Source organism: Chromobacterium sp. LK1 (genome assembly GCF_001043555.1).
Lineage (GTDB): Bacteria > Pseudomonadota > Gammaproteobacteria > Burkholderiales > Chromobacteriaceae > Chromobacterium > Chromobacterium aquaticum.
In genome coordinates this window covers 1-10,388 of record NZ_LDUI01000038.1, presented here as the reverse complement: position 1 = coordinate 10,388, position 10,388 = coordinate 1, and the positions used below count along the sequence as shown (strand labels likewise).

Annotated in this window: 8 protein-coding genes; all 8 read right to left on the bottom strand. The window is 64.2% G+C overall.

What is annotated here, in order from left to right:
• Position 1: 1 nt before the first annotated feature.
• The gene (locus tag VI26_RS16745) at positions 2–3,544 is read right to left on the bottom strand and encodes a hypothetical protein (RefSeq protein WP_053074472.1); all 3,543 of its coding nucleotides are present in this window, start codon (positions 3,542–3,544) and stop codon (positions 2–4) included.
• A complete protein-coding gene (locus VI26_RS16740) occupies positions 3,541–4,230 on the bottom strand; it encodes a hypothetical protein (RefSeq protein ID WP_048410900.1) in 690 nt (229 codons plus the stop codon). Before VI26_RS16740 ends, VI26_RS16745 begins: the two co-directional genes overlap by 4 nt.
• A 94-nt stretch (positions 4,231–4,324) precedes the next feature.
• Entirely contained in the window at positions 4,325–5,026 is a 702-nt protein-coding gene (locus VI26_RS16735) for a hypothetical protein (protein ID WP_048410899.1), read from the bottom strand.
• Between the two features lie 539 nt (positions 5,027–5,565).
• Positions 5,566–6,561, bottom strand: a complete 996-nt coding sequence (rfaD, locus tag VI26_RS16730; protein WP_048410898.1) for an ADP-glyceromanno-heptose 6-epimerase — start codon at positions 6,559–6,561, stop codon at positions 5,566–5,568.
• A 56-nt stretch (positions 6,562–6,617) separates the two neighbouring features.
• Positions 6,618–7,196 (bottom strand): DUF924 family protein, encoded by a 579-nt coding sequence (locus VI26_RS16725; protein ID WP_048410897.1) that lies wholly within the window; start codon positions 7,194–7,196, stop codon positions 6,618–6,620.
• Between the two features lie 36 nt (positions 7,197–7,232).
• Entirely contained in the window at positions 7,233–8,195 is a 963-nt protein-coding gene (gene rfaE1, locus VI26_RS16720) for a D-glycero-beta-D-manno-heptose-7-phosphate kinase (RefSeq protein ID WP_053074471.1), read from the bottom strand.
• 8 nt (positions 8,196–8,203) lie between these two features.
• A complete protein-coding gene (locus VI26_RS16715) occupies positions 8,204–9,523 on the bottom strand; it encodes a UDP-glucose/GDP-mannose dehydrogenase family protein (protein WP_048410896.1) in 1,320 nt (439 codons plus the stop codon).
• 3 nt (positions 9,524–9,526) lie between these two features.
• Positions 9,527–10,264, bottom strand: a complete 738-nt coding sequence (pyrF, locus tag VI26_RS16710) for an orotidine-5'-phosphate decarboxylase (protein WP_048410895.1) — start codon at positions 10,262–10,264, stop codon at positions 9,527–9,529.
• Positions 10,265–10,388 lie beyond the last annotated feature (124 nt).

Below are 10,388 nucleotides of genomic sequence, written 5' to 3'. Positions count from 1 at the left end.
TTCAAGATTGAGACTGGTGGGTAAGCGCCGCCGGTTCGGAGTCGGGGTCGGCGGCTGGCGGCGGCTGGTCCTGGTTGTAGATCGCGTACCAGCCAAGCCCGGTGGGCGTGTCCGCGTCGGGATTGCCGAACAGGAAGAACGAGGTGGCGCCATTGGGCGGAATGCGCAGCAGGCCGAGAAACTTGAGCGCGATCTCATTGAGCAGCAGCAGATAGCCTTGCTGCTCGGCGTTGTACAGCAGCCGGATCGCGCCGATGGAAAGCTTGACCACGGTTTGCAGGCTGAACAATTCGCCGCCCGGCCCCGCGCCCGGCAAGGCCATGCCGACATGGGCCTGGTAGCCGGCGTCGCCGTCGGCCGCGCCGCTGTCGTCGGCCCAGGCCAGCAACAGGGTGGTGTTGAGATTGACCTTGGACGCCAGCGCGCCCAAGGTGCCCAGGTTCACGCGCAGCGACAGGCCATGCCAGTTCCGCTCGGCTACGCCTTGCAGGCCATAACTGGTCGCCACCGCCAAGAAACCCTTGGCCGCCGGCGTGCTGTCGGCCGCGCCGGACAAGAGGCCGTTCAATTCCAGCTGGAAATCGCGATACAGGCCTTGCTTGCGCGAATGGCTGGCGGCCAGATTGAAGGACAGCTCGTTTTCCAGCATGGTGATCACGGTGGGCCCCGCCGCGCCGCCGCCCAGCGGGAAGGCGATGCGCAAACCCAGGCCGCTGAAACACAGCCCTTGACCGGCCACCGGCTCGTCGCCGTCGGCGCCGAAGGAAAACAGGTCGAAAGGCGGCTGCTCCTCCTCCTCGTCCTTGAGCACGGCGAACTGCATGAAACCCGACATGGCCAGCCAGGACACCGCGCTGCCGCCGGCGCCGTCATCGCGCGTGGACAGCGCCGCCGAGGCGATTTCCACCCCGGTGAGCACATTGTTGCGCAATGAGAACAGCGCCGGCTGGACCGAGGCCAATGAGTACACCGGCACGCCACCATTGGTCTGAAAACCGCCTTGCAACAGCACGGCATTGTAGATATTGGCCTGCCCCTGATCGGCGACCATGCTGTCCACCCGGCTGCCGAACAACTGGTTCACCACCACCTGGGCCACGCTTTCGAAACGCTGCACCGCGGTGTTCTGGAACAAGGCCTTCAGGGTCAGCAGGCGGAATTCATAGGTGGCGTCGGCATCCTGCGGCGGAATCGCATGCGCTTGCGGCTCGTCCTTATAATCCGGATCCAGGTAGTAGATCAGCCCGAACAGCGAGCTGGAATCGGTCTGAGTCACGGTCTTGCCGTCGATCTGACTCAGTTCGACGCCGATATGATGGGCGGCGAAGGCTTCCGGCTGAGTCACCCCCGCCAGCAGGCCCAGCAACTCCGCCGGCACTTTTTCGATATCCACCCGCAGCAGCAGCACGCCCTGCCAGTTGGGATCGCGGATGATGCGGCAGAAGTTCTGGAAATAGGGATTGTCTTGCTGCTCCAACGCGCTGGCGAAGTATGCGCTCAGCCAATCCGCCAACGGGGTCAGCTGCGACGCGTCCGGCTGCCCGTCCGCTCCCAGCGGCGCCGCGAACAGATTCTTCTGCGTCCATTGCGTGGGACGCGTCACCAAGTCGACCAGGCTGCCGGGCACGCCCTTGACCAGCATCACATTGCGGTAGTCGCCGTAGCGGTTGCCCTTGCCTATCGCCGCCTTGAAGCGCCAGCGGTCGATCTCCAGCTGGTTATAGAAGCGCGCCGGGCTGACCGGCGGGTCTTCCGGCATCACGCCGCTGGCCTCGACGCCCAATTGGGTGGGATTGCACACCGGCAGAAACAGATTGTCGGTCTGAAACGCCGCCTGCAAGGCCGTGGACGGCGCGGTGAAGCCCAACTGCCATTGCGGCTGCCCGCCGGCCATGATCTGCGCCAGCAGCAACCGGCTCCAGCCCCGCTCCGCGACGCGGGCGATGAAACCGGCCGGCGTGGCGGCGTTGTAGCCGGCGGCGTTGCGCGCCGGCTCCAGGCCCAGGCTGGCGCGCGCCGAGCGCGAGGCCTGGGCGGAGGCGGCGTTGATGCGGTTGCGCCGGGTGGGGCTGACGATCTGGCTCTCCAGCAGCTCCATCTGGCCGGCCAACAGGTCCTGATCGCCGGCGCCGCGGCGGAAGGCGGCGAATGGCAGCAGCGGAAAGCTCAGTTCACCGTTATTGGGCAAGGCCAGTCCGGGGTCCTTGGGTTCCAGCAGATCGCGGCCATCCTCCTTGCTCCCCTCCGGCAGGCCGAACAGATCGGCGCCCTTGGGCGCGGCGGCGTAGTGGGCGTTGGCGCCCGGTTCCTTGGCCACCACCGTGCACCAGGAGGTGCGGTAATCCTGATTCAGCAGCAGGGCCGTCGGGTCCAGTGGCGGCCCCACCGGCGAGCTGGGCTGCAGCGGGAAGACCGGCGCATAGGCCGGCAGCCCGCCGCTGGCGCGCAAATACGCGCCGCCGCTGACGAAGCCTATGTTTTCGGAACCGGACAGTCCGGCCAGCAAGTGCTGCGGCTGGCCATCTTCCACTCCCGCCACCCGCAGTTCGAAATCCCCCACCGGCGCGAAGCTATAGCCCAGGTACAGCGGCGTCCTGCCGGCGCCGGGATTGACCACCAGCCCCGCCGGTCGCCCCGCCGCAGCGTCCAGCACCGGACGCAGGCTGACCGTCATGCCATAGACGGTGCGGTAGTAGGACACCAGGTCCTGGCTGGCGCCGGCGGCGAACCAGAACACCGTGGGCGTCGCCGGCAAGATATTGTTGGGGTTGACCGGGTTGAACTGGGCGCTGAAGGCGAATGGATCGATGGGATTAGGCTCGCTGCCGTTGACCAACGGCAGATAAGCGCTCAAGTCCTTCACCGGCTGCTCCGAGCCAGCGCGGTCCGCCGCCGGATTGGGCACCAGCAGTTGGAAACCGCAGGCGAAGTTGAGCTCCAAGGCCTGACGCGCGGTCTTGAAGCCAAAGCGCCAGCTGCCCAGCGCCGTGCCGGCGAACGCCAGGCTGGCGCTGTAATCGTCCTGGTACAAGGTGGGCGCCATGCCGCCGCTCAAGGTGGCCGACGGCGAGTTGCGGCGGGTCAACATCAAGGCGTCGCCGGACTCGGCCACGGTCAACGCCGCGCCGGAGGCGATGGCGACGCCGATGCCGGCTCCGCCGGTCAGGCTCAAGTCCAGGCCATTGCTGGTGCTCCAGCCGCCGCCGGAAGTGGAGAAGGACAAGACCCAGCCCTTTTCCTTCGCCTCCGGCGCCTGCTCCGCCCGCGGCAACCACACCAGGGCGCGGCCGCCAATGATGGTGGCCAGAATCGCATCCAGCGCCGCGATGAAGGCCGCGGCCTTGTCACCGGCCAAGTCAGGTTCGATCGCGCAATAGACGAAGCTGCCGCTCAGCTCCGCATTCTCCAAGGCATCCGACAAGGGCACCGGACCGGCGGGCGCCGGCGCGCCGGCCGCCAGCAGCCAGGCCCACCAGCCGGCGCCGGCCAGGTTCGCCTGATTGATGTACAAGCGACTGCCCGCCATCCGCTCGAATGCGATCATGTCTTCTCTCCCTGATAAGCGCCTATCGTGAACGTCGTCGACGCCGCCAGCGACGTGCGTCCAAGCGGCAGCGCCTGCATGAAATAGCCAACCGTATAGCTAGTGTTGATGGTCAGTTGCAGGCCGTCCAGCGCCAGGTAGCCGGAATCGTCGTCGCGCGGCACCGGCATGCTGCGGATTGGGTCGCCGCTGTAAGGCACGGCCGAGCCCTGCCAAATGCCCACCCAGTTGCCGGCGGCCTTGGGCTGATAGGCCGTCAACACCTGGTACTTGAGTTGCAGCACATTGCTGTTTACATACACCGTCTGCAGCGACACGCCGTCATAGACCCAGGCCGACGGATTATCCTGCTCGCCCGCCGGCAGATAGACGCTGGCGCATACCGCCTGCGGCGTGCCGGCCACCGCGTAGGCGATGACATAGCCCTTGGCTTCGTAATCGAAATTCAGCACGCGAGTGGAACTGGAGCTGTCGTCCAGCAAGGCGGCTTTCCCGACCGGGGATTTGTCCCACGGCACCTGGCTGGCGCTGCTCTCCCAAGCGTATAGCCGGTTATCGAATGTCCGCGGCTGATTGGCGGTATCGGTCACATAGTTGGCCAGCACGCCGTCCGGCATAGGCACGCCGACCACGTTGACGAAGACTTGGCGGCCGGCATTGTTGCTCAGCAGCAGCAAATTCGACATGAGGGTCTGAACGGTGCTTGATCAGGAAAAACCGCCATCGACCGGCGCGCCCAGGACATGGCCATGCGCGCCGGTCGCTTCATGCGCGGGAGGATCAGGCCTTGCCGACGGTGAAGGTGGAGGTGGCTGCCAGCGAGGTGCGGCCGGACAGCTGGTCCACCATGAAGTAGCCGATCGAGTAGGTGGTGTTGATGGTCAGTTTGACGTTGTCGAAGATCACGCTGCCGCTGTCGCCCCCCTGGGTGACGTTGACTTTCTTCAGCGGATCGCCGCTATAAGGCACGGTGGAGCCCTGCCACAATCCCAACCAGTTTTTATTGGCCACCGCGTCATAGGACTGCAGCACCTGGTATTGCGCCTGCACCAGGTTGGTGCCGACATACAGCGTTTTCACCGAGTTGTTGGCGTACTGCCAGTCTTGCGGGCTATCCAGCGAGCCTTGCGGCACATAGATGGTGGAGCACACCGCGTTGGGGGTGGCGGCAACGGCGTAACCCAGGATGTAACCCTTGTTTTCGAAGGCGAAATTGATGAATTGGGTGCTGGTGGAGCTATCGGTATCGATGGCGGTGTCACCCGTCGGCGATTTGGCCCAAGGCACGATATTGCTGGTGCTTTCCCAGACATAAATATGGTTGCCGTATTTCTTCGGCTGGTTGGCGGTATTGGTCACGTAATTGACAATCGCGCCGGTGGCCGCGGGTACGCCGACGAAATGGATGGTCACGGTGGAGCCATCGTTTGCGGTCAGCAGCAGCTTGGTTTCAGCGTCCTTGAGATCCTTGAGATCGCCCATGGTTTTCAACTCTCTATGGTGCAAGGCAGCCGATGCGGCGCTTGCGATTGATCGGAACCTTAGCTCGCGGCCGGACCGTCCACGATCCACTCGCGGGCGGTCCGGCCTGCTTCTTTTGATAGCATCCGACTCAAGCCGACTCAAAAAATAAATTATTTGTCATTCTTGGTGTTTTTGATCTAGAACTAAGCTGTTCTTGCCTTATCCGCTTATGACATTGATTTTAAAAACACATAAAAATCATTGCCTTAAAAAACAATAAGCCGGCACCTTCGCTCCATCGGCCGCCCAAAACAAAACAGCCTCCCGTCAAAAATGACAGGAGGCTGTTTAGTGTCAAACCGCATCAAGAAATCCGGCCGCCACGCGGCGGCGATACGGCGTTGAAAACAAGCTCAAAATGCTCATGTACCACGAGTACATTCCGCTTTCTCAGCCGCAACGCCATGTCCCGCTCTTGCTCGCGAGACTTGGAACTGGCTTTAAGGCAGCATCGCCAGCAAATCCTCGGGAAAGTAGGCGGCGCCGGACGCGCAGCGTCATTGCTGGATCAGCCAGTCCACGTAGCGGTCCACGCCCTGTTCGACGCTGAACAGCTCGGCGCCGTAGCCGGCGCTGCGCAGCTTGCCGATATCGGCCTGGGTGAAGCTCTGGTACTTGCCCTTGAGCGCGTCCGGGAAGTCCACGTATTCGACGATGCCCTGAGCCACCATCTCGTCCAGGCTCAGCGCCGGCTGGCCCTCATGGCGGCGGCAGGCGTTGACGGTGGCCACGGCCACGTCGTTGAACGGCTGCGAACGGCCGGAACCCAGGTTGAAGATGCCGCTCTTTTCCGGGTGATCCAGGAAATAAAGATTGATCTTGGCGACGTCCTCCACCGATACGAAGTCGCGGCTCTGCATGCCGTCGCCCCAGCCGTCCCAGCCGCCGAACAGCTTGACCTTGCCGTGTTCGCGATACTGGTTGAAATGATGGAAGGCCACCGAGGCCATCCGGCCCTTGTGCTGCTCGCGCGGGCCGTAGACGTTGAAATAGCGGAAGCCCACCGCCTGCGCGCTCAGGCCTTCCTTCATGCGCTGACGCAGCACTTGGTCGAACAGGAATTTGGAATAACCGTAGACATTGAGCGGGCCTTCGTACTGGCGCTCTTCCTTGAACACGGTGCCCTTGCCGTAGGTGGCGGCGCTGGAGGCGTAGAGGAACTGGATTTCCTCGTGCTGACAGTAGTCGAACAGGGCCAGCGTGTACTGATAGTTGTTGTCCATCATGTACTTGCCGTCGTGGTTCATGGTGTCGGAACACGCGCCCTGATGCAGGATGGCGGACAGCTCGCCTTCAAACTCGCCTTCCAGCAGCAGCGCCAGGAAGTCATGCTTGTCCATGTAGTGAGCGATTTCGCAATCCACCAGATTGCGGAATTTGTCGCCGCTGGACAGATTATCCACGGCGATGATGTCGGTGACGCCGCGCTCATTCAGCGCCTTGACCAGGTTGGAACCGATAAAACCGGCGGCGCCGGTGACGACGATAGTCATGTTTTGCCTTTCCGCCGTCGGCCAATCGCCGACGGCGCGAGAATATTGCTGCGCGTTTAAAAACCGGCGCCGGGCTCGGCCAGATAGGCCTGTTCGGCCGACGTGTCCGCCCGGCCCAGCGCGGCGTTGCGGTGCGGGAAGCGCCCAAAGCGGACGATCACCTCGCGGTGGCGATGCGCAAAGTCGATGTAGCGCGCCATCGCCGGATCTTCGCGCATGGTTTCGAACAGGCCGATGGCCTGGTCCTGGTCCGCCAGTGCCTCGCTGTGCTCGAACGGCAGATAGACGAAGGTGCGAGCGATATTGGGCAGTTGCCGGTCCAGGCCCCGCGCCACCATATCGCGCGCCAGCGCCAGCGCCTGAGCGTCGGTGGCGAATGCCTCGGCCGAGCCGCGGAACAGATTGCGCGGGAATTGATCGGTCAGAATCAGCCAGGCCAGGCCGCGGCGGGCGTCGCCGGCATCCGGCGGCAGCTCCCCGGCGCGCGCCTGCCGCCAGGTTTCCAGGAAACGCTCGCGGATAATGCCGTCGAACACTTCATCCTTCTTGAACCAGGCCGCGCGTGGCAGCGACAGGAAACTGTCGTCGCCGCCGCCAAACCAGAACTCCAAGATGGCATCGGTATAGTGCTGCATGCGTTCTCCTTCAGTATCCAGCCTGACTGGACGGGATCACACGGCGAAAAGTTCACGCTGGCTGCACACCGCGGTGCCCAGCTTGCCCACCACCACGCCGGCGGCGGCGTTGGCCAGGCTCATCGCCACCGGCAGCGGCTGGCCGGCGGCCAGCGCCAGGCCCAGCGTGCCGATCACGGTGTCGCCGGCGCCGGACACATCGTAGACTTCGCGCGCGAAAGTGGGCTGGTGCACCACGCCCTCGTCGCGGTACAAGGTCATGCCTTCCTCGCTGCGGGTGATCAGCAAGGCGTCCAGCGCCAGCGTCGCGCGCAACGCCTGGGCCTTGGCGGTCAAATCGCCTTCCGACGCCCAGCGGCCGGCCACCTGGCGGAACTCTCCGCGGTTGGGCGTCAGCAGCGTGGCGCCGGCATACTTGCTGTAGTCGTCGCCCTTGGGATCGATCAGCACCGGCTTGCCGGCCTGGCGCGCCAGTTCGATCATCTTGCTGACATGGGTCAGGCCGCCCTTGCCGTAATCGGACAGGATCACCACGTCGTGATCGGCCAGTATCTGCTGGTACTCTTCCAGCTTGCCTGCCAGGATTTCGTGGCTGGGCGCGTCCTCGAAGTCGAGACGGATCAATTGCTGCTGTCGCGCCACCACGCGCAGCTTGATGGTGGTGGCGATGGAGGGATCGCGCTTCAGCGAGGTGACGATGCCGTCCGCGGCCAGCAGGCGTTCCAGCGCCGAAGCGGCTTCATCGTCGCCCACCACCGACAGCAGGGTGGCCCGGCCGCCCAGGCCGGCGATATTGCGCGCCACATTGGCGGCGCCGCCGGCGCGCTCCTCTATGCGCTCGATCTTGGCCACCGGCACCGGCGCCTCCGGCGAAATACGGGTGGCGTCGCCAAACCAATAACGGTCCAGCATCACATCGCCCACCACCAGGACTTTCGCTTGCGCCAGCGCGGCGGCCAGCTTGGAGCTATCCAGCCCCAGGTCTTGCATCAGGCCCATGGCTATCCTCAGCGGCCAATCGCGAAGTAGTCGAAGCCCTGCTCGCGCATCCAGGCCGGGTCGTACATATTGCGGCCATCGAATACCAGCGGCTGCTTCAGCGCCCGCTTGACCGCGTCCAGGTCCGGCGCGCGGAACATCTTCCACTCGGTGACGATCAGCAGAGCGTCGGCCTGCTGCAACGCCACCATCATGTCGTCGGCGAAACTCAGGTGAGCGATATCGCCCATCACTCGCTGCGCTTCATGCGTGGCCACCGGATCGAAGGCCACCACTTCCGCGCCGCGGCGGCTCAGTTCTTCCGCGATCACGCGGCTGGGCGCTTCGCGCATATCGTCGGTATTGGGCTTGAACGCCAGCCCCCACATCGCGAAACGGCGGCCGCTCAAATCGTCGCCGAAGCGCGCCAGCACCTTGTGCACCAGGCGCAGCTTCTGCAGTTCGTTGGCCTCTTCCACCGCGCTCAGCACGCGCAGATCATGGCCGTTTTCCTTGGCGGTCTGCACCAGCGCCTTGACGTCCTTGGGGAAGCAGGAGCCGCCGTAGCCCACGCCCGGATACAGGAAGTGGTAGCCGATGCGCGGGTCCGAGCCCATGCCCAGCCGCACCTGCTCGATATCGGCGCCCAGGCTCTCGGCCAGATTGGCCAGCTCGTTCATGAAGGAAATCCGCGTGGCCAGCATGGCGTTGGCCGCGTACTTGGTCAGTTCGGCGGAGCGCACATCCATCAGCAGCACGCGCTCGTGATTGCGCTGGAACGGCGCGTACAGCCGGCGCATCATCGCGGCCGCGCGCTCGTCGTCGACGCCGATCACCACGCGGTCCGGACGCATGAAGTCGTCGATGGCCGCGCCTTCCTTCAGGAATTCCGGGTTGGACACCACGCTGAATTCCAGGCTCTCGCCGCGCTCGGCCAGGGTCTCAGCCACCGCGGCCTTGACCAAGTCAGCGGTGCCCACCGGCACGGTGGATTTGTCGACGATGACTTTGTAGTCCGTCATATGGCGGCCGATATTGCGCGCGGCGGCCAGCACGTATTGCAGGTCGGCGGAGCCGTCCTCGTCCGGCGGAGTGCCGACGGCGATGAACTGCACATCGCCGAAAGCCACCGATTCGGCGATGTCGGTGGTGAAGCTGAGACGACCGGCGGCCACATTGCGCCGCACCATGTCCTCAAGGCCCGGCTCGAAAATGGGAATACCGCCCTGCTTCAGGATCTCGATCTTCCTGGGATCCACATCCAGGCAGCAAACGTGATAGCCGGTTTCGGCCAGACAAGTGCCGGTCACCAGACCGACATACCCCGTACCAATGACTGTGATTTTCATATTTTATTGAGCCTGATAGTGCTGAATGTCTTGATTGATGGCGCGCAGCACGGCCAGCGGGTCGGCGGCGCGGGTGATCGGCCGGCCGATCACCAGATAATCAGAGCCGGCGGCCAGCGCGGTCACCGGAGTCATCACCCGGCGCTGGTCGTCGGCGGCGCTGTCGGCCAGGCGGATGCCCGGTGTCACCAGTTTGAAATCCTGGCCCAGCGCGGCTTTCAGCTCGCCAGCCTCCTGCGCCGAGCACACCACGCCGTCCAGGCCGCAGTCGCGGGTCAACGTGGCCAGGCGCAGCACGTGTTCCTGCGGCGACACGGTGACGCCGATTTCGGCCAGGTCGGCGGCTTCCATGCTGGTCAGCACGGTGACGGCGATCAGCAGCGGACGCTGGCTGTAAGGCGCCAAGGCCTCGCGCGCCGCTTCCATCATCCGGCGGCCGCCGGAGGCGTGCACATTGACCATCCAGACGCCGGCTTCCGCCGCCGCCTTGCAGGCATGGGCCACGGTGTTGGGAATATCGTGGAACTTCAAATCCAGGAATACCTGGAATCCCCTGGCCACCAGGCTTTCCACCAGGCTGCGGCCGGAGGAGGTGAACAACTCCTTGCCCACCTTGAGCCGGCACTCGCTCGGGTCCAGCCGGCTGGCGAAATTCAAGGCGCTATCCGCGTCGGCGAAGTCCAGCGCCACGACCACGGGCGAAGCCGGCCGTGCAAAGCCGGCTGCGATCAAAGGATTCATGCTTGCTCCATTCTTGCCGCCGACGCTTGCCGGCGGCAGGTATTCAAATCAGCGCAGCCGCTCAGAACGTGTTTACGATCTCGCGAGCTAAGGCGAGACCAGGCGGAAACGAGCGAAAAAGCGG